Origin of the sequence: Rhizobium sp. WYCCWR 11152, assembly GCF_013087615.1 — a bacterium.
In the GTDB taxonomy this organism is placed as follows: Bacteria; Pseudomonadota; Alphaproteobacteria; order Rhizobiales; family Rhizobiaceae; genus Rhizobium; species Rhizobium indicum.
Map to the genome: position 1 here is coordinate 239,785 of NZ_JABFCP010000006.1, position 22,692 is coordinate 262,476.

The window sequence follows — 22,692 nt, forward strand, 5'->3', positions numbered from 1 at the left end:
CCCACTTGCGGGGAGAAGGGAATATGCAGCACCGTTTTCCTCAACCGCAAACCCCGCGCGGGGCACGTCCCCTCTTCCCGTTCAAACGAGGAGAGGGCTGGGGTGAGGGGCAAGCAGCCCGCAAATGCCTATTAAGCTCTTTCGAAACCGCGCGCCACTTCCCAATCGGTGATGCGGCGGTCGTATTCTTCCTGCTCCCATTCGCCGGCGCGCGTATAGTGGTCGATCACGTCGTCGCCGAAGGCCTTGCGCAGCATCGCCGATTCCGTCATCGCCGCCGTGGCCGCGCGCAGCGTACGCGGGATCTCGCGAACGCCCTTGCCGCCATAGGCGTCGCCGACGAAGGGGGCTTCCAGTTCGAGCTTGTTCTCGATGCCGTCAATGCCGGCGGCAAGCAGCGCGGCGAAGGCGAGATAGGGATTGAGATCGGAGCCGCCAACGCGGCACTCGATACGGATACCCTTGGTCTCTTCGCCGCACAGGCGATAGCCGGCGGTGCGGTTGTCCTTGCTCCAGATCGCCTTGGTCGGCGCAAACGTGCCGGCCATGAAGCGCTTGTAGGAGTTGATGTAGGGCGCCAGGAAATAGGTGATCTCGCTCGCATGAGCGAGAAGCCCGGCGACGTAATTATGCATCAGCGGCGACATGCCGTATTTGCCGGTATGGTCGAAGAAAAGCGGCTTTTCCTCCAGGCTCCAGAGCGACTGGTGGATATGCGAGGAACTGCCGGCGGCATTGTAATTCCACTTGGCCAGGAAGGTGATGGCCTTGCCCTTCGACCAGGCGATCTCCTTGCAGCCGTTCTTGATGATCGCGTGCCGGTCGGCCATGGCGAGCGCATCGGCGTAGCGCACGTTGATCTCCTCCTGGCCGGCCGACGCCTCACCCTTGGAGTTCTCGACCGGGATGCCGGCGCCCTGCAGCCCGGTGCGGATCGCCCGCATCACCTCTTCCTCCTTGGTGGTCTGGAAGATGTGGTAGTCCTCGTTATAGGCGCTGACGAGCTTGAGGTTGCGGTAGCCGGAAGCCTGCGCCGCCTCGTAGCTCTGGTCGAACAGGAAGAATTCGAGCTCCGAGGCCATGTAGGCCTTCATGCCCATATCCTCGAGCCGCTTCACCTGCTTCTTCAGGATCGCGCGCGGCGAGTGGGCGACCTCCTCGTGCGTATGATGATCGAGCATATCGCAAAGCACCAGCGCGGTGCCTTCCAGCCAGGGAATACGACGCAGCGTCGCAAGATCCGGCTTCATCGTGTAGTCGCCGTAGCCCTTCTCCCAACTCGTCGCCTTGTAGCCGGAGACGGTCTCCATCTCCATGTCGGTGGCGATCAGGTAGTTGCAGCTGTGCGTTTCCTTCCAGGCGCTCTCGACGAAATATTCCGCTTGGAAGCGCTTGCCCATCAGTCGGCCCTGCATATCCACCTGGCAGGCCAGAACCGTGTCGATGCGCCCTTCGGCAACATCCTTCCTGAGATCGTCGATTGTGTAGCTGCTCATGATTGATCCGCCTGAATTGAATTGAGAAAATCGGGGCAACGAAATCGCATGCGCTCGGCCGGACTTTGCGGCCTGATGCCTTTTCGTTGTACCGGTGATGGGGCCGCAGGATGCGGCCCCGCCATTTGAGAGGGAAGCCTCGATGCTTAGTTTTCGCCGCTTTCGCCGACGGCTGCTTCGGCGGCCGCGATCTCGGCCTGACGCTTTGCCACTTCCGCACCGATCGGCGGCCCCTTGAAGCGGCGGCTTTCGAATCCGAACCAGACGATCGCCGTCAGCACCAGGAAACCGACGGTGATGTAGAGCGCCCATTCGTTCGGCGGCTGAATGCCGAGGATGAAGATCAGGATCATCGCGATGACGGTCAGCACGGCAAAGAGCTTGAAGACGCCTTCGCCGAGGTTCCACGGTCCCATCTTGTCCCACTTCGACGTGCCCCAGGCGAACAGGCCGAGCGTGATCGGGATGGCGAAAGAGAAGAACAGGAAGATGACCGTGCACGAGACGACGATCGTATAGACCGGCGTGTCACCAATCGTAGCGAGCGAGGAGCCCCAGACGAACAGAACCGAGAGGATCGAGCCGGTCCAGATCGCAGCCACCGGCGTGCGGTGCTTTGGGCTGACTTTCGACAGGACCTTCGACGCCGGCAGACCGCCGTCACGCGAGAAGGCGAAGATCATGCGCGAGACCGAAGTAACGGTCGCAAGGCCGCACAGCCACTGGCTGACGAGGATGGCAAGATAGAGAATGTCCTTGACGATCGGGTTGACCTGGCTGTCCATCGCCCAGAAGAACACGTTCCAGCCCTGCTTTGCCGCATCATCCATATTCGGCAGCATGAGCACGAAGGCGCACAGCATGATATAGCCGAAAAGCGCCGACCAGAGCACCGAGGCGACCATGCCGCGCGGGACCGATTCGGCAGCCTTGACCGTCTCTTCCGACGTATGCGCCGAGGCATCATAGCCGGTGATGGTGTAGATCGGCAGCAGCAGTCCGAGCAGGAAGACCCAGGCACCGGAGGTGGAAGGCCAGACATTGCCGCCGACTTCGCCGGAATAGTTGGCGAAGGTGAAAAGGCGGCCGATCTCGTAGGAGGGCGCTGCGATGAGGCAGACGGCCGACAGCGCGATAGCGGTCGCGAAGATGAGATAACCCGAGAAATCGGTCAGCTTCGCGGTCAGTCCGATGCCCATATGGTTCACGAGCGCCTGCGCGCCGGTGATGACCACGAGGAAGATGATGCGCACCGTCGTCGTGTCGGTCAGCCCGAGATAGCTCGTGCCGAACGAACCCATGAAGAAATAGTAGGTGCCGACATTGATGGCGCCCAACACGGTGACGAGACCGAGCAAGTTGAACCAGGCGGTCACCCAGCCGGTGAAGCGGTTTCCGAGGATCGAGCTCCAGTGATAGAGGCCGCCGGCCGTCGGATAGGCCGAGCTGATCTGCGCCATGCCGATGGCGAAGACGAGCGAGATGAAGCAGCCGACCGGCCAGCCGATGCCGATGGCAGCGCCGCCGGCACCCGAGGTCGCCTGCGCCAGCGAATTGATGCCGCCGGAGAGAATGCAGATGATGGAAAATGAGACGGCAAAGTTCGAAAACGAACTCATGCGTCGTTCGAGTTCTTGGGCATAACCCATGGAATGCAGGATGTGCACATCCTGCTTCTTGTCCAGTTCGGTATAATCCGACATGACTTCCCCCTGTTCACGATCGGCCGCGGAATTGCGGGCCGATTCAGTGCCAATTGTCCGCGGCATTTGCGCCATGCGGACGTCCGCAGTTAAACTGCTCCCTCGGGTCTTCTTTTTATGTCAGGCGTCCAGACTTTGCTGGAGCAGCCCTTTCAAATAATCGGCCATGACCCCTTGGCCGATATCGTCTGCGATGAGGTCATTGCGGACCTCGATCATCACATTGCGCAACCCGTTCGAAAGCCCGTGCAGGATCAGCGTGTGGGTCACGCCGTCCTCAGGCCCGTAAGGCTCGTTGCGTTCCACCCTGTAAAGCGGCGCCTCGGCCGCAGCCGCCAGCATAAGGTCGGCAAGCCGGCTGTCCTCATCGTGCAATATGCCGAGTTCGACGGCGCGTTCGCGGCCGTGATAGACCGGCGTGAAGCTGTGCATCGTCACAATGATGCTGTCCTGCCCCCTCGCCCGGCGATCGCGGATCAGCCCGCGAATGGCGTCGTGGAAAGGCACATAGAGCGCGTCTGTGCGCGCAAGCCGTTCTTCGGGGCTCAAATCCCTATTGCCGGGAATGTCGTAGATTTCGCTGGTCTCCGGCATGGCGCCGGGTGAACTGGGCGGCCGGTTGCAGTCGTAGATAAGCCGGGAGAACCGCTGGTAAACGAGCGTCGCGTCGAGCGCTTCCGATAGGATGCGGGCGACCGCAAGCGCGCCCGGGTCCCAGGCAATGTGACTGGAGAGCGCTTCGCTGGGCAGGCCGAGATCGCCGAAAAGGGCTGGAAGCGCATTCGAAGCGTGCTCGCAGACCAGAAGCACCGGGCTCCGGCCGTGGATGCGTTCGATCCCGACGCAGTCACCGTCCGCTTCACTGAGGATTTTCGGCCGGGCCAGCACCAAAGGCGCCACTCCTTATCCCTTAACAAATTCTTGATGAAGAAAAGAATTCTTCAGGTTTCGGTCGGTGTCAAGCATCCACTGAAAATTTCTTTTCATGACAGTGGTTGACATGGATTATGACAGCGTTGTTAACTTTGAGTGGGAAAGTGGCGCCAGACCATCCCGGGGAGCATATTAAGTGACAATTGCGTCGAAGACGGTTTCGGACGTCATACACTCGCATTTGGGGGTGTTGACTCGTGCCGAGAAGCAGCTAGCCGAAAGCCTGCTCGACAACTATCCGGTCTCCGGCCTCGGCAGCATCACCACGATCGCCGAAAACGCCGGCGTCTCGACGCCGACCGTCGTGCGCATGGTGCAGAAGCTCGGCTTCAAGGGTTATCCGGACTTTCAGGCGCATCTGCATCAGGAAGTCGAGGCGACGATCTCGAATCCGATCGCCAAGCACGACCGCTGGGCGCAGAACGCGCCGGGCACCCATATTCTCAACCGTTTCGCCGATGCCATCATGGGTAATCTGCGCCAGACGCTGACTGATCTCGACACCGCGACGTTCGACAGCGTCGCCGCGTTGCTCTCCGACCGCAAGCGCGGCCTTTATTTCGTCGGAGGCCGCATCACCGGCGCGCTTGCCGAATATTTCTTCACCCATATGCAGGTGATCCGGCCGGCAACGACGCTACTATCGTCGAATTCCAGCAGCTGGCCGCAATATGCCCTCAACATGAATGCCGGCGACATCCTGATCATCTTCGACATCCGCCGCTATGAGCAGGAGATGGTGAGCCTTGCGACCGCCGCCCGCAAACGCGGCGCCGAAATCATCGTCTTCACCGACCAGTGGGGTTCGCCGGCCGCCAAGCTCGCCAGGCATGCCTTCCGCGTCCGGATCGAGGCGCCATCGGCTTGGGATTCCTCCGTCGTTACCCTTTTCATCGTCGAAGCGCTGATCGAGGCCGTTCAGAACTCGACCTGGGACGAGACGAAGGAGCGCATGAAGACACTGGAAGGCCTGTTCGAGCAAACCAGGCTTTTCCGTAAACCGGGTTAGGAGGACAAGACTAAAACAGAAGAAAAACAATGGCGGATTTTTCGCGGAAACAGACGGCGTTGTCGCAAATAAAACATTTGTCGCAACCCCCGTTATTCACAGCAGAATTAACGTCATCGAACTGTCACACAAGCTTCATGTAATCTCATTAACAGCATCGCCAGACACTGAAAACCCGAAGGAGAACAACAGTGATCTCTAACATTTCTCGACTTCTGTCGCTTTCTACTGCGATGATCGTGGCTTCGACCGCGATTGCCGCCGCCGAGCCGAGCGCTGAACTTATCGCCGCCGCTAAAAAGGAAGGCAGCCTGACGACGATCGCTCTGCCGCACAGCTGGTGCGGTTACGGCGACGTCATTGCCGGATTCAAGGCGAAGTATGGCCTCGAGGTCAACGAACTGAACCCGGATGCAAGTTCGGGCGACGAAATCGAAGCCATCAAGGCCAACAAGGGCAACACCGGCCCGCAGGCCCCTGACGTCATCGACGTCGGCCTCTCTTTCGGCCCGTCCGCAAAGAAAGACGGCCTGATCCAGCCTTATAAGGTCTCCACCTGGGATTCCATTCCGGATACCGCCAAGGATGCCGAAGGCTACTGGTACGGCGACTATTACGGCGTTCTCGCGCTCCTGGTGAACAAGGATCTCGTCAAGGAATCGCCGACTGACTGGGCCGACCTGAAGAAGAGCGACTATGCAAACAGCGTCGCCCTCGCAGGCGATCCGCGCAGCGCCAACCAGGCTGTCCAGGGCGTCTATGCCGCTGGTCTTTCCGCATCCGGCGGCGACGCGGCCAAGGCAGGCGAGGAAGGCCTGAAGTTCTTCGCCGAACTGAACAAGAGCGGCAATTTCGTGCCGGTCGTCGGCAAGGCTGCTCCCTTCGCGCAGGGCTCCACGCCGATCGTCATCGCCTGGGACTACAACGCCCTCTCGTGGGGCGAAGGCCTGAAGGGCAATCCTCCGTTCGAGGTCGTCGTTCCGAAGACCGGCGTCGTTGCCGGCGTTTACGTTCAGGCGATTTCCGCCTTCGCTCCGCACCCGAACGCTGCCAAGCTCTGGATGGAATACCTCTACTCCGACGAAGGTCAACTCGGCTGGCTGAAGGGCTATTGCCACCCGATCCGCTTCAACGATCTTGCCAAGAACAACAAGATCCCGAAGGAACTGCTCGATAAGCTGCCGCCAGCAGCAGCCTATGAAAAGGCTGTCTTCCCGACGCTGGAAGAGCAGGCCGCCGGCAAGGAAACCATTACCAAGAACTGGGATTCCGTCGTCGGCGCCAACGTTCAGTAACTTTGATCCTGCCTCCCCGCCGCAAGGCGGGGAGGTTTTCTCACTCCGACGCCCCAGGATGAGCTTTTCCATGAGCACCGTTTCAACGCCGATGGCGAGCAGTGCCCCCTTGATCAACAAAGACCGCGTGATCGACTGGCTGGGCATCGCACCCTTCATTATATTCTCCCTGCTGTTCCTGATCATGCCCACGCTTTATCTCGTGGTGGGCGCGTTCCTGACGCCCGAGGGCGATTTCACGCTGAAGAATATCGGCGATCTTTTTACGCCATCGATCATGAGCGCTTACTGGATCAGTATCCGTATCTCGGTCGCCTCCGCCCTCGGCGGCGCGTTGATCGGCTTTTTCCTTGCCTGGGCCGTCGTGCTCGGCGGCCTGCCCGCCTCCGTGCGCTCGACGCTGCTGACCTTCTCCGGCGTCGCCTCGAATTTCGCCGGCGTGCCGCTCGCCTTCGCCTTCCTCGCAACGCTCGGCCGCACCGGCCTTGTGACGATCTTCCTGCGCGAATGGTTCGGCTTCAATCTCTACGGCACCGGCTTCAACCTGCTGTCCTTCTTCGGCCTCACCATCACCTACATGTATTTCCAGATCCCGCTGATGGTGCTGATTCTGACGCCAGCCCTCGACGGCATGAAGAAGGAATGGCGCGAAGCCTCGCAGATTCTTGGCGCCACCAACCGCCAGTACTGGACGATGGTCGCGCTGCCGATCCTTTGGCCGAGCCTTCTCGGCACGACGCTGCTGCTCTTCGCCAACGCTTTCGGCGCCATTGCCACCGCTTTCGCGCTGACCGGCAGCTCGTTGAACATCGTGCCGATCCTGCTCTATGCGCAGATCCGCGGCGACGTTCTGCACAATGCCAACCTCGGTTACGCCATCGCGCTCGGCATGATCGTCATCACCGGCGTCTCCAACGTCCTTTACCTCATGCTGCGCATGCGCGCCGAACGGTGGCAGAAATGAAAGCTCAACGTCTCGGAGCCTGGATCGCCATCATTCTCGGCGCGTCCTACTTTATCATCCCGTTGATCGGCACAATCGAGTTTTCATTGCGCATGCGCCGTGGCGAATACAGCCTCGATGCTTATGAGTCGGTATTCTCCGACATTCAGTTCCGGGAGACCTTCGGCTATTCGATGCTGATGGCGTTGCTCACCATCGTCTTCGGCATGCTGCTCGTCGTGCCGACTGCCTATTGGGTGCGGCTGCGGCTGCCGCAGATGCGTCCGGTCGTCGAATTCATCACGTTGCTGCCGCTTGTCATTCCGGCGATCGTCATCGTCTTCGGATACCTCAGGATGTATAATTCTTCGTCCTACCTGCCGCTGACGGGTTCGACGACCGGCACCAATATCCTGCTGGTCTTCTCCTATATCACCCTGTCCCTGCCCTATATGTACCGCGCAGTCGATACCGCCATGCGCGCCATCGACGTCCGCACGCTGACAGAAGCGGCCGAAAGCCTCGGCGCCCGATGGACGACCATCATGTTCAAATGCATTTTTCCCAACGTCATGAGCGGCGTGCTCTCAGGCGCTTTCATCACGCTCGCGATCGTCATGGGCGAATTCACCTTTGCCGCACTTCTGAACCGTCCGGCCTTCGGTCCCTACCTGCAGCTCGTTGGCGCCAACAAGGCCTATGAGCCTTCGGCGCTTGCCGTCATCGCCTTCTCGATCACCTGGCTCAGCATGGGCCTGCTCAACATCGTTTCCCGCGTCGGCAAAGCCCGCCCGGCAAAGGCTTAAGGTATCTGGCTCATGTCTTTTCTCACGCTGAACAACATTCAAAAATCCTTCGGCCCGGTTCAGGTCGTCAAGAACTTCAACATGAACATCGAGAAGGGTGAGTTCGTCTCCTTCCTCGGGCCGTCGGGCTGCGGCAAGACGACCGTTCTGCGCATGATCGCCGGCTTCGAAACGCCAACCGGCGGCACGCTGACCATCAACGGCAAGGACCAAAGCGCGCTGAAGCCGAACCAGCGCAATATCGGCATGGTGTTCCAGGCCTACGCGCTCTTCCCCAACATGACGGTACACGACAATGTCGCCTTCGGTCTCAAGGTCGCCGGCGCCCCAAAACCTGAGATCGACGCCCGCGTCAAGGAAATGCTCGGCCTGATCAAGCTCGATCACCTGGCCGACCGCTTCCCCTATCAACTGTCGGGCGGCCAGCAGCAGCGAGTCGCCCTTGCCCGTGCGCTCGCCGTAAAGCCGCAAGTGTTGCTGCTCGACGAGCCGCTCTCCGCACTCGACGCCAAGATCCGCGTGTCGCTGCGCGAGGAAATCCGCCAGATCCAGCAGCAGCTCGGCATCACCACGGTCTTCGTCACCCATGATCAGGAAGAAGCCCTTTCGATCTCCGACCGCATCGTCGTCATGAATGCCGGCAAGGCCGACCAGATCGGTTCGCCTTTCGAGATCTACAATACGCCGGCAACGCGCTTCGTCGCCTCCTTCGTCGGCACGCTGAACCTGATCGAAGCCAAGGTCGTCGATCCCGACAGCAACCGCATCCAGATCGGTGATCAGGGCATAACGCTGAAGCAGTCGGTCGCCGCTCACAAGGCTGGCGAAACCATCTCGCTGGCGCTGCGCCCGGAAGCGGGCTCGCTCTCTGACAGCGTCAAGAGCGACACGGCGCTGACCGGCCAGGTCGTTTCGGCCCACTTCCTGGGGTCGGTCATCCGCACCCGCATGAATGTCGGAGGCAACGTCATCTCCTTCGACATGTTCAACAGCCCGGGCACCACCCCGCCGCAGGCAGGCGAAACGGTAACCCTGCGCTTCATGGCAGCCGACCTGCTCATCATCCGCGACTGATTTCGCCAATACCGCTGAGACAAAAGGCGCCGCAAAACGGCGCTTTTTTTCATTTCAGCTCGTTCGAGCCGTCAGCAATCGTGATGCAGCCATCACCACAAAGCACTTGAACTCCCCCAGCTCGATGTCAGAAGTTGAGCAAACCAAATCAGCCGGGCAGCCTTCCGCCCAGCATCTTACCTGATGGGATATTTCAATGATTACCTGCCACCTGCGTTATGTGATCGATCCCTACAAGCTAGCCGAATTCGAAGAATATGCCCGGCTCTGGATTCCGATCGTCAACAGGATGGGTGGCACCCATCACGGTTATTTCCTGCCGTCCGAAGGCGCCAACAACATTGCCGTTGCCTTGTTTTCCTTCCCGAGCCTTGCCGCCTACGAGGACTATCGCACGCGCATGGCCAGCGATCCGGAATGTCAGGCCGCTTTCGAGCTCGACAAACGCAACCGCAGTATCGTCAGCTATGAACGCAGCTTCATGCGGCCCGTGCTCGGTTGAGCGAACCATGCACGACGGGAAATGAAAAAGCCCCGCGAGGTTGGCTGGCGGGGCTTTTTTCGTTCTGTCATGCGCTTAGCGGATCGCCTGGTCGTCGACATCGAAACGATGCACGTGCGCCTGGTCCGGCGTCGCATAGACGATCTCGTCCGGCTCGTACTGATGCTCGCCAAACAGGCGCGCCGTCAACAGGCCGCACTGGTCGGATTCCAGATAGATGATCGTGTCCGCGCCGAGATGCTCGACATGCACGACCTTCGCAGCCCAAGTCCCCTGTTCGCGCGATAACGTCACGTGTTCGGGACGCACGCCGATCGTCTTGGCGCTATGATCGCCGACCTTCTCGGCCGCGATGAAATTCATCTGCGGCGAGCCTATGAAGCCGGCAACGAAAACATTGGCCGGTCGTTTGTAGAGTTCCATCGGCGAACCGATCTGCTCGATCGCCCCGGCATTCAGGACAACGATCTTGTCGGCAAGCGTCATCGCCTCGACCTGGTCGTGGGTGACATAGATCATCGTTGCCTTCAGGCTGCGGTGCAGCCGGGCGATTTCGAGGCGGGTCTGGACGCGCAGCGCCGCATCGAGGTTCGACAGCGGCTCATCGAACAGGAAGAGTTCCGGTTCGCGCACGATGGCGCGGCCGATGGCGACGCGCTGGCGCTGGCCGCCGGAGAGTTCGGCCGGCCGGCGCGCGAGATAGGGTTCCAGCGAGAGCATGCCGGACGCCTTGCCGACACGCCTTTCGATCTCATCCTTGGCGGTGCCGGCCTGCTTGAGCCCGAGCCCCATATTGTCCTTGACCGTCAGATGCGGATAAAGCGCGTAGGACTGAAACACCATGGCGATGCCGCGCTTGGCCGGCGGCGTCAGCGTCTCATCGCGGCCGTTGATGACGACGGCGCCCGAGGTAACGTCTTCGAGGCCTGCAATGCTGCGCAGCAGCGTCGATTTCCCGCAGCCCGACGGCCCGACGAAGATGACGAATTCGCCGTCCTTGACCTCGAGGTCGATGCCTTTCAGCACTTCATGCGTGCCATAGGTCTTGCGGATGGATTTGAGTTGAAGCGATCCCACTGTCTTTCCCTTACAATCTGACCGGTTGGCCGGTACGCACGCTCTCGTCGGCGGCAAGGCAGATGCGCAGCGACGCCACCGCATCCGCCATATGGCGGTCGAGGTCCAGATCCTCGCGGATCGCCCTCAGCATGAAGGCCTGTTCCAGGTTGCAGAGCGCCTGATGGCCAGGTTCGCCTTCCATCGTCATGTCCTGGTCGGGCCGGATGAACTTGCCGTCAGGCCCGGTCTCTGCCGTATGCAGCCGGATCACCGAGGTCTTGGTGTGCGTGTCTATATCGTCGGACTTGGCGTTCGGATCCATGACGATCGACACCGCGCCCTTCGGCGACATCACATCCTTCACGAAGAAGGCGGTTTCCGAAATCATCGGACCCCAGCCGGCTTCGTACCAGCCGACGGAACCATCCTCGAACAGCACCTGCAGGTGACCGTAATTATACATGTCGGCAGCGATCTCGTCGGACATGCGCAGCCCCATGCCGCGCACCTCGACGGCCCTCGCGTCAGTGATCTGGCACATGACGTCGACATAATGCACACCGCAATCGACAATCGGCGAGGTGGTGCGCATCAGCGACTTATGCGTCGCCCAGGTCGGGCCGCTGGACTGCTGGTTGAGGTTCATGCGGAAGACGTAAGGCGGGCCGAGCTTGCGCGCCTCTTCGATCAGCTTCATCCAGGAAGGATGATGGCGAAGGATATAGCCGATCACCAGCTTGCGCCCCGCCTTCCCAGCTGCCGCGACGACGCGCTCGGCATCGGCGACGGTGGTTGCCAGCGGCTTTTCCACGAAGACATCGCAGCCGGCCTCGAAGGCAGCGACCGCATAATCGGCATGGCTGTCGGAATAGGTGTTGATGGAGCAGAGGTCCGGCTTCAGCTCGGCCAGCGCCGTCATGAAGTCGGGATGGATCGTATAGCCCTGCAGCTCAGGCTCCAATTGCGGCGTCGAGCGGTTGACGAGACCGACGATCTCAAAGCCGGGATTGTTGTGATAGGCGAGCGCATGGCTGCGGCCCATATTGCCGAGGCCGGCAACGAGGACGCGGATCGGTTTTTCAGTCACTTGACGGCTCCTGACGTGATGCCGCGGATCAGCTGCCGCGAGAAGATGACGTAGAGGACGAGGATCGGCAGGATCGCCAGCGACAGCGCCGCCAACACCGCGTTCCAGTTGGTGACGAACTGGCCGATGAAGATCTGCGAGCCGAGCGTGACCGTCTTGGTGGCCTCGGAGGGCGCCAGGATCAACGGGAACCAGAGGTCGTTCCAGATCGGGATCATCGTGAAGACGGCGACCGTCGCCATGGCCGGGCGCACCAGCGGCAGCACCAGGCGGAAGAAGATCGCATATTCGGAAAGCCCGTCGATGCGCCCGGCATTCTTCAGATCGTCCGAAACCGTGCGCATGAACTCCGACAGGATGAAGATCGCCAGCGGTATGCCCTGCGCAGTATAGACCAGGATCAGCGCCGTCAGCGTATTGACGAGGCCGGCCGCCACCATGCCCTGCAGGATCGCCACCGTGCCGAGACGGATCGGGATCATGATGCCGATCGCCATGTAGAGGCCCAGCAGCATATTGCCGCGGAAGCGATACTCCGAGAGCGCGAACGCCGCCATGGCGCCGAAGAGCAGCACCAGCAGGATCGAGACGATCGTGACGATGAAGCTGTTCTGGAAATAGGTGGCGAAATCGCCCTGCCCCAACACCGTCTGATAGCCGACGAGGCTGAAGGTCGATGGTGTCGGGATCATCAGCGGCTCGCGGAAGATCGAGGCGCGATCCTTGAACGAGTTGATGATGGTCAGAAACACCGGAAACAGCGCGACCAGCGTATAGGCGCTCAGTGCCAGGTGCACGAGGCCGGTGCGGATGGGAGATGTGCGTGCCTTGGACATGCGCGCTCCTCAGAATTGATAGCGACGCATGCGCCGCTGGATGACGAAGAGATAAAGCGAGACGCCGGCGAGGATGATGAGGAACATCACTGTGGCGATCGTCGCCCCCATCGAGCGGTCGCCGAGCTGAAGCTGGAAACCGAAGAAGGTGCGGTAGAGCAGCGTCCCGAGAATGTCGGTCGACATGTTAGGCCCGGCAAGCGCCCCCTGCACGGTATAGATCAGGTCGAAGGCGTTAAAATTGCCGACGAAGGTCAGGATCGAGATGATGCCGATCGCCGGCAGGATGAGCGGCAGCTTGATCTTCCAGAATTGCGCCCAGCCGGTGATGCCGTCGCATTCGGCCGCCTCAATCACTTCCTCGGGGATGCTCAGAAGGGCCGCATAGATCAGCATCATCGGAATGCCGATATATTGCCAGTTCGAGATCAGCGACACTGCGATCAGCGCCGGGCCGGACTGGCCGAGCCAGGGCGCGAACAGGAATTTCAAACCGATGAGATCGAGCATCCAGGGCGCCACGCCCCAGATCGGCGAAAGGATGAGCTTCCAGATGAAACCGACGATGACGAAGGACAAGAGCGTCGGCAGGAACATCGCCGTGCGGTAGAAGGCAACGCCGCGCAGCTTCGGCACCGAAAGCAGGGCGGCTAGCGCCACGCCGATCGGGTTCTGCACGCACATGTGGATGGCAAAGAAGATCAGGTTGTTGACGAGCGCGTTCCAGAAATCACGCGCCCAGCGCGGATCACCGAACAGCACCTTGAAATTAGCAAGACCGACGAAGGCCGGCTGCCCGTCGACCGTATTGTAGAGCGACAACCGAAGGGTTTCGATGAGCGGCAGCACCATGACGGCGGAATAGATGATCAGGGCCGGCAGCATAAAGACGAAAATATGCCAGCGCACCGGGCGCTTGATCGGGACGATATCGGCCGCGTTGTCGGTTTCGCTCATGGCTTTTGCCTGTTCTTGTCGACTGGCTGCAACGGCAGCACAGGTGGAAAACGTTGCGCCTCACCCTAACTCTCTGCCACCTGGGAAGAGAGGGAACACGCCCTGCTAAGATGCCATATCGGGCTGGGAGGTCGCTGCGAGTCTCCTTCTCCCCGCGAGCGGGGAGAAGGTGGCCGGCAGGCCGGATGAGGGGCAGCAAAAGCCGCCCCTGATCACATCACTTGGCCGGCTTGTACCAGCTGTCGAGGCCCTTCTGGAGCTTCTCGGCAGCAACCGCCGGCGTATCCGTGCCGTTGATCACATTGGCCGATTCGACCCAGGTCTCGTTTTCGAGGTTCGGCGTGCCGCGCGACAGGATCTGATAGGTCGAGCGCACCGTCGACTTGTACGGGCCGCGCCAGGAGACGAATTCCTGAGCGAGCGGATCGGACATCTTGACCGGGTTAGAGTTCAGGCTGAAGAAGCCCGGCAGCGCGTTGGCGTAGATATCGGCGAACTCAGGCGAAGCGACCCAGCTGAGGAACTTCTTGGCTTCCTCGGCATGCGTGCTCTTGGTGTTCAGAGCGACACCGATATCCGGATGGTCGGAGATGTAGCCCGTGTCGCCGGCCTTCGGAACCGGCGGCGGGAAGGCGCCCATCTTGAACTGCGCCTGGCTGTTGAACAGCGAGATTTCCCACGAGCCGGCCGGATAGATCGCGGCACGACCGAGCGTGAACAGGTTCTGGCTGTCCGAATAGGTCTGGGCTTCGAAGCCGTCGCCGAGATAGGGCTTCCACTTGGCAAGCTCTTCATAGGGTTTGACCCAGTCGGCATCCGTCAGCTTCTGCTTGCCGGCGATCAGGGCGGCGCGGCCATCCTCACCCTTCCAGTAGTTCGGGCCGATATTCTGGTAGCCCATGGTAGCGGCTTCCCAGAGGTCCTTCGTGCCCATGGCGAGCGGAATGTAGGTGCCGTCGGCCTTGATCTTGTCGAGCGCTGCGTAGAACTCGTCCTGGGTCTTCGGCACAGAGATGCCGAGCTTGTCGAAGGCATCCTTGTTGTAGATGAAGCCGTGGATGACAGAAGCCATCGGCACGCAGAAGGTCGACTTGCCGTCGTCGGTGCTCCAGGCGGCCTTGGCGACCGGCGAGAAGTTCTCCATGCCAGGCAGGCTGGTGATGTCAGTGAGCTGCTTCTTGTTGAAGAGTTCGAGCGAGGCATCGAACGGACGGCAGGTGATGATATCGCCTGCGGAGCCTGCATCGAGCTTGGCATTCAGCGAGGCGTTGTATTCGGTCGGCGCGGTCGGCGAGAAAACGATCTTGATGCCCGGGTTCTTGGCTTCGAAAGCCGGGATGATCTTTTCCTGCCAGATCTGCAGGTCGTCGTTACGCCAGCTTTCGACCGTCAGCGTGACGTCGGCGGCATGGACGAGGCCCGCTGAACTCAGCAGACTGGAGGCAAGCAGCAAGCTTTTCAGAGCAGTGTTTTTCATTTCCCTCTCCTGTTTTAAGCGCCGTTAGGCGCTGTTTTCGATCTGAAACAAGCAATTGGCGTGTTTGAGGTAACACCCAATGCCCCTTGGAGGACCGCCAGCAATGCCGGTCCCGAAAGCTCAACGGACACGAAGGCGGACGCCTGCGGCCGAACTGCGCGCCTTCCCGGCGACTGCACCGGGGTGGCGAAATGGCGGGGAAAGCCGATGGATGCCTGACCTTCACCACCAGCTTGACGGGGCGGCAGGTCGTCATCTCGATCATCCTCGAAGCGGTTCCGGCTTGGTTTAACTGCCGGTTTTCGTCAGCCTCGAAGTGCTGTTCCCTTTTGTCGAATTAAGGCCAAAAAAATACCAATTGTCCAGCCGAATTTAACTTTTTGGCCGGATAAAATTGATTAAAAAATTTTAGCTAGTAAAATCAATATGATAAAAAGATGAATTTTCTCCATCATTCCCACTTGGTAAATGGTATTTTTTTGGTATTGTATTAAAAACCATGGGGAACGGCATATTCGGAGGCCCGATGACAGAGCTTGCAATCGGCATAGACGGCGGCGGAACGAGCTGCCGGGCCGCAGTCGCGGACAGGAACGGCAAAGTCATCGGCCGCGGCAAGGCCGGCCCTGCCAACATTCTGTCGGATCTCGAAAACTCTCTTCTCAATATCGTCGAATCCGCCCGGCAGGCGCTACGCGATGCCGGGCTCGATGCTGAGACCCTTTCCTCTGTCGCAGCCGTCGTCGGCGTTGCCGGCGCCAATGTCGGGGATTACGGCAGGCGAATCGAAAAGGCCCTGCCCTTTGCCGAAGGCCGCGTCGTCACCGATGCGCTGATCGCCCTGCAGGGCGCGCTCGGCGATGCCGACGGCATCGTTGGCGCCTTCGGAACAGGCTCCGTCTATAATGCCCGCAAGGACGGCCGGCTGAACGGCATCGGCGGCTGGGGTTCCGTTGTTGGCGACCAGGCAAGCGGCGCCCGCCTCGGCCGCGACCTCCTGGAAAGATCGCTGCTCGCCCACGACAGAGTGCGCCCGGCATCGCCGATCACCGAAGCGGTCATGACCGAATATGGCAACGATCCCGAGCACATCGTCGAATTCGCGCACTCGGCAAGACCGAAGGACTTTGCCCGCTACGCACCGATCGTCTTCGAACATGCGGCCAAGGGCGATGCTATCGCGGTCGGCATCGTCACGGATGCGGCAACGGCGATCGGCGAAAGCCTCGACGCGCTGCTCTGGTCCGAATGCCCGTCGATCTGCCTGCTCGGAGGTCTTGCCGAAGCTTATGAACCCTGGCTTTCCGAACGCTACAGGCCGCTGCTCGCCAGACCGAAGAACGATGCCTTGCACGGCGCGGTGGAACTTGCGGTGAAGCTCTTGAACGACAGGCAGAGAGGTGCGGCATGAGCGACGACCTCGCTACCATCCTATCCCTGGAGCGCTTGCAGGCCGCCGGCACCGGCCCGCTCTACGTCAAGCTGCGCCGCATGCTCGAAGAGGCCGTGCGCACCGGCACGCTCGGCCACGGCGATGCGCTGCCGCCGGAACGCGACATCGCCGAATTCGCCGCCGTCAGCCGCGTCACCGTGCGAAAGGCGATCGACGAACTTGTCGCCGATGGCCTGCTGGTGCGCCGCCACGGCTCGGGCACCTTCGTCGCCAAGCCGGTCTCCAAGGTCGAGCAACGCCTGTCGCAGCTCACCTCCTTTACTGAGGATATGGCGCGCCGCGGCATGTCCTCCCGCTCCGAATGGCTGCACAAGGGCATCCACACCCCCTCGCCCGACGAGATGATGATCCTTGGCCTCGGCACCGACGTCAAGGTTTCGCGCCTTTCCCGCCTGCGCATCGCCGACGACCAGCCGCTGGCGATCGAGAATGCCAGCGTCTCCGGCGAATTCCTGCCCGATCCGTCGGCCGTCACCAATTCGCTCTATGCCGAACTCGAACGCCTCCAGGTCCGCCCGGTGCGCGCAGTGCAGCGCATCTCGGCCACCAACATGAAGGAAGCCGACGCCCAGCTTCTCGGTGTCTCCGTCGGTGCGGCCGGCCTGTCGATCGAGCGCATTTCCTATCTCGGCTCCGGCCGCGCCGTCGAATTCACCCGCTCACTCTATCGCGGCGACGCCTATGATTTCGTCGCGGAGCTGACGATCGCGGTGACTTGACCGCAAAGCCGACATCACCGGTTAAACAGAAAAATCTTCTTGATTTTCAAAAGCATGAAGCCGGAAAGTGAATCACTTTCCGGCTTCCTCGTTTCTTGAATCACTTTATCAGCGGACGACGCCAAGCGGCCGCTTACGCCGCATCCTCGATCTCGGTTTCGGTCTTGCGCGGCACGTAGTTCAGCACCGGCCCGAGCCAACGCTCGACTTCGGAAACCGCCATATCCTTGCGGGCCGCATAATCCTCCACCTGATCGCGCTCCACCTTGGCGACGCCGAAATAATAGGAGTCGGGATGGCCGATATAGAGGCCGGAGACCGAGGAACCCGGCCACATCGCATAACTCTCCGTCAGCTTCACGCCGGCGGCTTTTTCAGCATCGAGCAGCTTGAAGAGCGTTGCCTTTTCCGTGTGATCGGGCTGGGCGGGATAACCGGGTGCCGGGCGGATGCCGGCATAGGCTTCGGTGATGAGATCCTCCTTGCTGAGCGTCTCGTCCTTCGCATAGCCCCAGTATTCGCGCCGCACCTGCTCATGCATACGTTCGGCGAAGGCTTCGGCGAAGCGGTCGGCCAGCGCCTTGACGAGGATCGAGGAATAATCGTCGTTCGCCCGCGCGAAACGTTCGGCGATGGCGATTTCCTCGATACCGGCCGTCACCACGAAGCCACCGACATAATCCTGCACACCGCTTGAGACCGGCGCCACGAAATCGGAAAGCGCCACGTTCGGCCGCCCGTCCCGTTTGGAAAGCTGCTGGCGCAGCGTGTAGAAGGTGGCGAGTTCTTGGCTGCGGCTCTCGTCGGTGAACAGGCGAATGTCGTCGCCGACAGCGCCTGCCGGCCAGAAGCCGATGACGGCGCGCGGGCGGAACCACTTCTCGTCGATAATCTTCTTCAGCATCGCCTGCGCATCGGCCCAGAGCGCACGCGCCGCCTCGCCCTGCTTCTCGTCTTCGAGAATGGCCGGGTAGCGGCCGCGCAACTCCCAGGTCTGGAAGAACGGCGTCCAGTCGATGTATTTGGCTAGCTCGGCCAGATCGTAATCCTCGAACACCCGCGTGCCGAAGAATTGCGGCTTAGTCGGCTGGTGGGCGGACCAGGCGATCTTGTGGGCATTCTCGCGAGCCCGGGGCAACGGCAGACGCACCTTCTCGGCCTCGCTGCGTGCATGGGCGGCCGCCACCTTGGCATATTCGGCTCTTATATCGTCGACATAGCCCTTGCGTGTCTCCGGCGAGAGCAGCGCCGAGACGACGCCGACGGCGCGGCTCGCATCGGTCACATAGACCGTCTGGCCCTTGTTATATCCAGGATGGATCTTCACGGCCGTATGCACACGGCTGGTCGTCGCCCCGCCGATCAAGAGTGGAATCTCGAAGCCCTGGCGCTCCATCTCGGCGGCAACATGCACCATCTCGTCGAGCGACGGCGTGATCAGGCCGGAAAGGCCGATGACATCGACCTTCTCGGCAATGGCCGTTTCGAGGATCTTCGTCGCCGGCACCATCACGCCGAGGTCGACGATCTCATAATTATTGCAGGCAAGCACGACGCCGACGATGTTCTTGCCGATATCATGCACGTCGCCCTTGACCGTCGCCATCAGGATCTTGCCGGCCGACCGGCGTTCATCGCCGCCGTTGAGGCGCTTTTCCTCTTCCATGTAGGGCAGCAGCACGGCCACCGCCTGCTTCATCACACGCGCCGACTTGACCACCTGCGGCAGGAACATCTTGCCCGAGCCGAAGAGATCGCCGACGACATTCATGCCGGCCATCAGCGGCCCTTCGATGACATGCAGCGGCCGGGCTGCCTGCAGGCGCGCCTCTTCGGTATCGGCCTCGATATATTCGGTGATGCCGTTGACCAACGCATGCTCCAGACGCTTCTCGACGCTCCATTCGCGCCAGGAAAGATCCTGGACGCGGCCTTCGCGTGCGGCGCCGCCACGGAATTTCTCCGCCACTTCGAGCAGCCGCTCGGTACCATCAGGACGACGGTTCAGCACCACGTCCTCGCAGGCCTCGCGCAGCTCGGGATCGATGTTGTCGTAGACCGCAAGCTGGCCGGCATTGACGATGCCCATGTCCATGCCCGCCTGGATGGCGTGGTAGAGGAACACGGCGTGCATCGCCTCGCGCACCGGCTCGTTGCCGCGGAACGAGAAGGACAGGTTCGAGACGCCGCCCGAAATGTGTACCAGCGGCATGCGCTCACGGATCGTCCGCGTCGCCTCGATGAAGTCGACGCCGTAATTATTGTGCTCTTCGATGCCGGTCGCGACCGCGAAGATGTTCGGGTCGAAGATGATGTCCTCGGGCGGGTAGCCGATCTTCTCGGTCAGCAGCTTGTAGGCGCGCGTGCAGATATCCACCTTGCGCTCGTAGCTGTCCGCCTGCCCCGTCTCATCGAAGGCCATGACGACGACGGCAGCGCCGTAATTGTGCAGCAGCCGCGCCTGGGCGAGGAAATTCTCTTCGCCTTCCTTCAGCGAGATCGAGTTGACGATCGGCTTGCCCTGGACGCGCTTCAGGCCGGATTCGATGATCGAGAACTTCGACGAGTCGATCATGACAGGCACACGCGCGATGTCAGGCTCGGCGGCGATCAGGTTGAGGAACTCGACCATCGCCTTTTCGGAATCGATCAGGCCTTCGTCCATGTTGATGTCGATCACCTGCGCGCCGTTCTCGACCTGGTCACGGGCGACATCGAGCGCTGCAGTGAAATCGGCGTTGGTGATCAGTTTGCGGAAGCGGGCCGAGCCGGTGACGTTGGTGCGCTCGCCGACATTGACGAAGGGAATGTCCTTGGTCAGTTCAAAGGGTTCGAGACCCGACAGCGACATGAAGGGGCGATGCTCGGGAATCGGCCGTGGCTTGTATTTCGCGACGGTCTCGGCGATCGCCTTGATATGTTCAGGCGTCGAGCCACAGCAGCCGCCGACGATATTGACCAGGCCCTCGCGGGCGAAGCCGTCGATCTGCGCCGCCATCAGCTCCGGCGTTTCGTCATACTGGCCGAACTCGTTCGGCAGGCCGGCATTCGGATAGGCGCAGATGAAGGTGTCGGCGACGCCCGAAAGTTCCTGCAGGTGCGGGCGCATCGCGTTGGCGCCGAGCGCGCAGTTGAGCCCGATCGTGAAGGGATTGGCATGGCGCACGGAATTCCAGAAGGCCGACGGCGTCTGGCCGGACAGCGTGCGGCCGGAAAGGTCGGTGATCGTACCCGAGATCATCACGGGCAGGCGCACGCCCTTGGCCTCGAAGCGCTCCTCGCAGGCGAAGATCGCCGCCTTGGCGTTCAGCGTGTCGAAGATCGTTTCGATGAGGATGATGTCAGCGCCGCCGTCGATCAATCCGTCGATCTGCTCGCCATAAGCGGAACGCAGATCGTCGAAAGTGACGGCGCGAAAGCCCGGATTGTTGACATCAGGCGAGATCGAGGCCGTGCGGTTGGTCGGCCCGATGGCGCCGGCGACGAAGCGGCGGCGGCCATCCTCACGCTCGGCGCGCTGCGCCGCGCGGCGCACGATCTCGGCACCTTCCTTGTTGAGGTCGTAGACCGCACCTTCCATCTCGTAATCGGCCTGCGCGATGCGGGTCGAGGAGAAGGTGTTGGTCTCGAGAATATCGGCGCCAGCCTTGGCGTATCTATAGTGGATCCCTTCGATCGCATCCGGCTGGGTCAGGATCAGAAGGTCGTTATTGCCCTTCTGGTGACAGGCGCAGCCGATGAAGCGCGTCCCGCGGAACTGGTCTTCATCATAGCCGAGCCCCTGGATCTGCGTGCCCATAGCGCCGTCCAAAACAAGGATGCGTTCGCTTGCGGCTTGTCTCAAAGCTGCGAAAACTTCACTGCCGTCACGTTTGCCCGTTTCCGGACCAAAGAGATTGTCAAACACGGGAAGGCTCCTTGACGTCATAAGACCAGATAGTCCAAATCACATAAAGATATCTTTATGTCAATATATGCCTATCGATTTCGTGCTTTGCAAATCTCGCCGGATGACAGACTCGCACGACGCCTATATAGGCGTTTACAACGCTTTGTGCACGAAATCGGAGGAGCATCATGGCACCCGCAACCGGCAACGCCGTGCTTGGAAACTGGACGACCCGCGCCTATCACCGCGGCTGGCTGCTGACCCAGGCGAACGGTCTCTTCGATTTTTTCCAGCACAATTCGGTCAACCCCAAGGGCGGTTTCTACGATCTCGACGACGCCGGTAACCCTCTCGACGCCGATGGCCAGGTTCGCGGCATCCATATCGCCGCGCGCGCCGTCCATTGCTTCTCGATCGGCGCCCTACTCGGCCGTCCAGGAGCCTCCGACGCCGTCGATCACGGCATGGACTATATCTGGAACCACCACCGCGACCGGAAAAATGGCGGCTATTTCTGGTCGCTCAACAATGACGGTCCCGTTGATTCCAACAAGCAGGGCTATGGCCATGCTTTCGTGCTGCTCGCCGCCTCATCCGCAAAGACGATCGGTCATCCGCTTGCCGACGGCATGCTCGCCGATATCACCGAGATCCTCAACACGAAGTTCTGGGAAGCCAAACACGGCGCGATTGCCGAGGAATTCACCGCCGACTGGCAGCCGCTCGATGGCGGCACCTATCGCGGCCAGAACTCCAATATGCACCTGACCGAAGCGCTGATGGCGGCCTTCGAGGCCACCGGCGACCGGCAATATCTGACCAAGGCCGAAAGCATCGCCGATCTCGTCATCCGCCGCGCGGCCGGTTCGGTCGACTGGCGCGTCGCCGAGCATTTCGATGCCGAATGGAACCTCGACAAGACCTACTATCACCCGAACGAAATGTTCCGCCCGGCCGGCACGACGCCCGGCCACTGGCTGGAATGGACCCGCCTCATCCTGCAACTCTGGGCGCTCGGCGGCAAGCGGATCGAATGGATGCCGGATGCGGCCAAGGCGCTCTTTGCGCAATCCATGGCACTCGGCTGGGACAACGACAAGGGCGGCTTCTTCTATACGCTCGATTGGGACGACAAGCCCGCCAAGCGCAACAAGCTCTGGTGGCCAGCCTGCGAAGGTGCGGCTGCCGCGCATTTCCTCAACGAGCACCTGCCGAGCGATTTCCATGAGGAGAGCTATCGCAAGATCTGGAACGTGATCGAGCGCGCCTTCATCGACCACAAGAACGGCGGCTGGCACGAGGAGCTGACAGAAGATCTCGTTCCCTCGCACTCGCTGTTTCCCGGCAAGGGCGATATCTATCACGCCCTGCAGGCCTGCCTCATCCCGCTCTTCCCGGCCACGGGTAGCCTGACGAAAGGCATCACTGAGGCTGGCGGCAAGCTCTGAGGTCGG

General features: G+C 60.9%; 18 protein-coding genes. 9 read left to right on the forward strand and 9 right to left on the reverse strand.

The features are described 5' to 3' along the window. Positions 1-131: 131 nt before the first annotated feature. From G9X67_RS07120 to G9X67_RS07130, 3 genes are all read right to left on the reverse strand, one after another. Positions 132-1,496, reverse strand: a complete 1,365-nt coding sequence (locus G9X67_RS07120; protein WP_138387051.1) for a glutamine synthetase family protein — start codon at positions 1,494-1,496, stop codon at positions 132-134. A gap of 146 nt (positions 1,497-1,642) precedes the next feature. After that, positions 1,643-3,199, reverse strand: coding sequence for an amino acid permease (locus G9X67_RS07125; protein ID WP_171598412.1), 1,557 nt, complete (start codon positions 3,197-3,199; stop codon positions 1,643-1,645). A gap of 120 nt (positions 3,200-3,319) precedes the next feature. Beyond that, positions 3,320-4,090, reverse strand: coding sequence for an N-formylglutamate amidohydrolase (locus G9X67_RS07130; RefSeq protein WP_171598584.1), 771 nt, complete (start codon positions 4,088-4,090; stop codon positions 3,320-3,322). Positions 4,091-4,268: 178 nt separating this feature from the next. Here G9X67_RS07130 and G9X67_RS07135 point away from each other — a divergent pair, with 178 nt between their 5' ends. The 6 genes from G9X67_RS07135 (at position 4,269) to G9X67_RS07160 (ending at position 9,761) form a co-directional block, all read left to right on the forward strand. Further along, positions 4,269-5,141, forward strand: coding sequence for a MurR/RpiR family transcriptional regulator (locus G9X67_RS07135; RefSeq protein WP_138387049.1), 873 nt, complete (start codon positions 4,269-4,271; stop codon positions 5,139-5,141). Between the two features lie 191 nt (positions 5,142-5,332). Next, on the forward strand, positions 5,333-6,436 hold the full coding sequence (locus G9X67_RS07140) for an extracellular solute-binding protein (protein ID WP_171598413.1): 1,104 nt from the start codon (positions 5,333-5,335) through the stop codon (positions 6,434-6,436). Between the two features lie 70 nt (positions 6,437-6,506). Continuing rightward, positions 6,507-7,400, forward strand: a complete 894-nt coding sequence (locus G9X67_RS07145) for an ABC transporter permease subunit (protein ID WP_138330484.1) — start codon at positions 6,507-6,509, stop codon at positions 7,398-7,400. After that, on the forward strand, positions 7,397-8,185 hold the full coding sequence (locus G9X67_RS07150) for an ABC transporter permease (protein WP_026158775.1): 789 nt from the start codon (positions 7,397-7,399) through the stop codon (positions 8,183-8,185). Before G9X67_RS07145 ends, G9X67_RS07150 begins: the two co-directional genes overlap by 4 nt. A gap of 12 nt (positions 8,186-8,197) precedes the next feature. Further along, the gene (locus G9X67_RS07155) at positions 8,198-9,259 is read left to right on the forward strand and encodes an ABC transporter ATP-binding protein (RefSeq protein ID WP_164026608.1); all 1,062 of its coding nucleotides are present in this window, start codon (positions 8,198-8,200) and stop codon (positions 9,257-9,259) included. A 196-nt stretch (positions 9,260-9,455) separates the two neighbouring features. After that, positions 9,456-9,761, forward strand: a complete 306-nt coding sequence (locus tag G9X67_RS07160) for an NIPSNAP family protein (RefSeq protein ID WP_012758329.1) — start codon at positions 9,456-9,458, stop codon at positions 9,759-9,761. Between the two features lie 75 nt (positions 9,762-9,836). Here the strand turns inward: G9X67_RS07160 and G9X67_RS07165 are convergent, their stop codons facing one another. The 5 genes from G9X67_RS07165 to G9X67_RS07185 all read right to left on the reverse strand — a co-directional run bounded on the left by G9X67_RS07165 (position 9,837) and on the right by G9X67_RS07185 (position 15,177). Next, positions 9,837-10,838, reverse strand: coding sequence for an ABC transporter ATP-binding protein (locus G9X67_RS07165; RefSeq protein WP_138387048.1), 1,002 nt, complete (start codon positions 10,836-10,838; stop codon positions 9,837-9,839). A 10-nt stretch (positions 10,839-10,848) separates the two neighbouring features. After that, entirely contained in the window at positions 10,849-11,907 is a 1,059-nt protein-coding gene (locus G9X67_RS07170) for a Gfo/Idh/MocA family oxidoreductase (protein ID WP_171598414.1), read from the reverse strand. Continuing rightward, positions 11,904-12,743 carry a carbohydrate ABC transporter permease gene (locus G9X67_RS07175; RefSeq protein WP_138330479.1) on the reverse strand — a complete coding sequence of 280 codons (840 nt, stop codon included), beginning with the start codon at positions 12,741-12,743 and terminating at the stop codon, positions 11,904-11,906. Before G9X67_RS07175 ends, G9X67_RS07170 begins: the two co-directional genes overlap by 4 nt. Before the next feature lie 9 nt (positions 12,744-12,752). Further along, the gene (locus tag G9X67_RS07180) at positions 12,753-13,700 is read right to left on the reverse strand and encodes a sugar ABC transporter permease (RefSeq protein WP_171598415.1); all 948 of its coding nucleotides are present in this window, start codon (positions 13,698-13,700) and stop codon (positions 12,753-12,755) included. A gap of 217 nt (positions 13,701-13,917) precedes the next feature. Then, positions 13,918-15,177 (reverse strand): ABC transporter substrate-binding protein, encoded by a 1,260-nt coding sequence (locus G9X67_RS07185; RefSeq protein ID WP_128438203.1) that lies wholly within the window; start codon positions 15,175-15,177, stop codon positions 13,918-13,920. A 526-nt stretch (positions 15,178-15,703) separates the two neighbouring features. Between G9X67_RS07185 and G9X67_RS07190 the strand changes: the two genes are divergently transcribed. Together G9X67_RS07190 and G9X67_RS07195 are read left to right on the forward strand one after the other, a co-directional pair. Beyond that, positions 15,704-16,588, forward strand: a complete 885-nt coding sequence (locus G9X67_RS07190) for an N-acetylglucosamine kinase (protein ID WP_138387045.1) — start codon at positions 15,704-15,706, stop codon at positions 16,586-16,588. After that, positions 16,585-17,349 (forward strand): GntR family transcriptional regulator, encoded by a 765-nt coding sequence (locus tag G9X67_RS07195; RefSeq protein ID WP_011652849.1) that lies wholly within the window; start codon positions 16,585-16,587, stop codon positions 17,347-17,349. The genes G9X67_RS07190 and G9X67_RS07195 overlap by 4 nt, the downstream gene beginning before the upstream one ends. Before the next feature lie 133 nt (positions 17,350-17,482). Here the strand turns inward: G9X67_RS07195 and metH are convergent, their stop codons facing one another. After that, complete coding sequence (gene metH / locus G9X67_RS07200) at positions 17,483-21,256, reverse strand: methionine synthase (protein WP_171598416.1); 3,774 nt, start codon at positions 21,254-21,256, stop codon at positions 17,483-17,485. A gap of 170 nt (positions 21,257-21,426) precedes the next feature. Between metH and G9X67_RS07205 the strand changes: the two genes are divergently transcribed. Continuing rightward, positions 21,427-22,686 (forward strand): AGE family epimerase/isomerase, encoded by a 1,260-nt coding sequence (locus tag G9X67_RS07205; RefSeq protein ID WP_138330475.1) that lies wholly within the window; start codon positions 21,427-21,429, stop codon positions 22,684-22,686. Positions 22,687-22,692 lie beyond the last annotated feature (6 nt).

What these genes read in the sequence shown, in the direction of transcription:
- G9X67_RS07120 (WP_138387051.1), bottom strand. Translation starts at nt 1,496, where the DNA reads ATGAGCAGCTACACAATCGACGATCTCAGGAAGGATGTTGCCGAAGGG.
- G9X67_RS07125 (WP_171598412.1), bottom strand. Translation starts at nt 3,199, where the DNA reads ATGTCGGATTATACCGAACTGGACAAGAAGCAGGATGTGCACATCCTG.
- G9X67_RS07145 (WP_138330484.1), top strand. Translation starts at nt 6,507, where the DNA reads ATGAGCACCGTTTCAACGCCGATGGCGAGCAGTGCCCCCTTGATCAAC.
- G9X67_RS07150 (WP_026158775.1), top strand. Translation starts at nt 7,397, where the DNA reads ATGAAAGCTCAACGTCTCGGAGCCTGGATCGCCATCATTCTCGGCGCG.
- G9X67_RS07155 (WP_164026608.1), top strand. Translation starts at nt 8,198, where the DNA reads ATGTCTTTTCTCACGCTGAACAACATTCAAAAATCCTTCGGCCCGGTT.
- G9X67_RS07160 (WP_012758329.1), top strand. Translation starts at nt 9,456, where the DNA reads ATGATTACCTGCCACCTGCGTTATGTGATCGATCCCTACAAGCTAGCC.
- G9X67_RS07175 (WP_138330479.1), bottom strand. Translation starts at nt 12,743, where the DNA reads ATGTCCAAGGCACGCACATCTCCCATCCGCACCGGCCTCGTGCACCTG.
- G9X67_RS07180 (WP_171598415.1), bottom strand. Translation starts at nt 13,700, where the DNA reads ATGAGCGAAACCGACAACGCGGCCGATATCGTCCCGATCAAGCGCCCG.
- G9X67_RS07185 (WP_128438203.1), bottom strand. Translation starts at nt 15,177, where the DNA reads ATGAAAAACACTGCTCTGAAAAGCTTGCTGCTTGCCTCCAGTCTGCTG.
- G9X67_RS07190 (WP_138387045.1), top strand. Translation starts at nt 15,704, where the DNA reads ATGACAGAGCTTGCAATCGGCATAGACGGCGGCGGAACGAGCTGCCGG.
- G9X67_RS07195 (WP_011652849.1), top strand. Translation starts at nt 16,585, where the DNA reads ATGAGCGACGACCTCGCTACCATCCTATCCCTGGAGCGCTTGCAGGCC.
- G9X67_RS07205 (WP_138330475.1), top strand. Translation starts at nt 21,427, where the DNA reads ATGGCACCCGCAACCGGCAACGCCGTGCTTGGAAACTGGACGACCCGC.